Source organism: Methylobacterium sp. WL18, assembly GCF_008040015.1.
Classification (GTDB): domain Bacteria; phylum Pseudomonadota; class Alphaproteobacteria; order Rhizobiales; family Beijerinckiaceae; genus Methylobacterium; species Methylobacterium mesophilicum.
In genome coordinates this window covers 1-515 of the sequence record NZ_VRVD01001294.1, presented here as the reverse complement: position 1 = coordinate 515, position 515 = coordinate 1, and the positions used below count along the sequence as shown (strand labels likewise).

The window sequence follows — 515 nt, the reverse complement described above, 5'->3', positions numbered from 1 at the left end:
GCCTCACGCCGGCGGCTGGTTCACCAGCGCCGGCTGCGGCGCCGTCCGCTCCGGGAACAGCTGCTTCAGCGCGTCGAGCTTCGGTGCGTCGTTGGCGGCGATGTAGGGGTGGCCGGGGTGCAGGGCCATGAAGTCCTGGTGGTAGGCTTCCGCCGGGTAGAAGGCCGCGCCGGGCTCGATCCGGGTGGCGATGGGCTTGGCGTAGGCGTTCGCCGCGCCGAGCTGGGCGATGTAGGCCCGCGCCACCCGCGCCTGCTCGGCATCCCGCGGGAACAGCGCCGAGCGGTACTGCCGCCCGGCATCGGGCCCCTGCCGGTCCACCTGCGTCGGGTCGAGCGCCACCGAGAAGAAGATCCGCAGGAGTTCGTCGTAGCGGATCACGGCCGGATCGTAGGTCACCGCCACCGCCTCGGCGTGGTCGGTGCCGCCGCGGCTGACGGCCTTGTAGTCGGCGTCGGTTCGGTCGTTTTCGGTTCGGTCATCGTCGATTCGTCTCCAGCCGTGCGCGGCGGCGG

1 protein-coding gene is annotated in these 515 nt (G+C 72.2%); it reads right to left on the bottom strand.

Features of this window, described 5'->3' with window-relative positions:
- Window positions 1-3: 3 nt before the first annotated feature.
- Window positions 4-515: peptide-methionine (S)-S-oxide reductase MsrA (msrA, locus tag FV228_RS32400; protein WP_147858028.1), on the bottom strand; the 512-nt coding region annotated here is incomplete at its 5' end.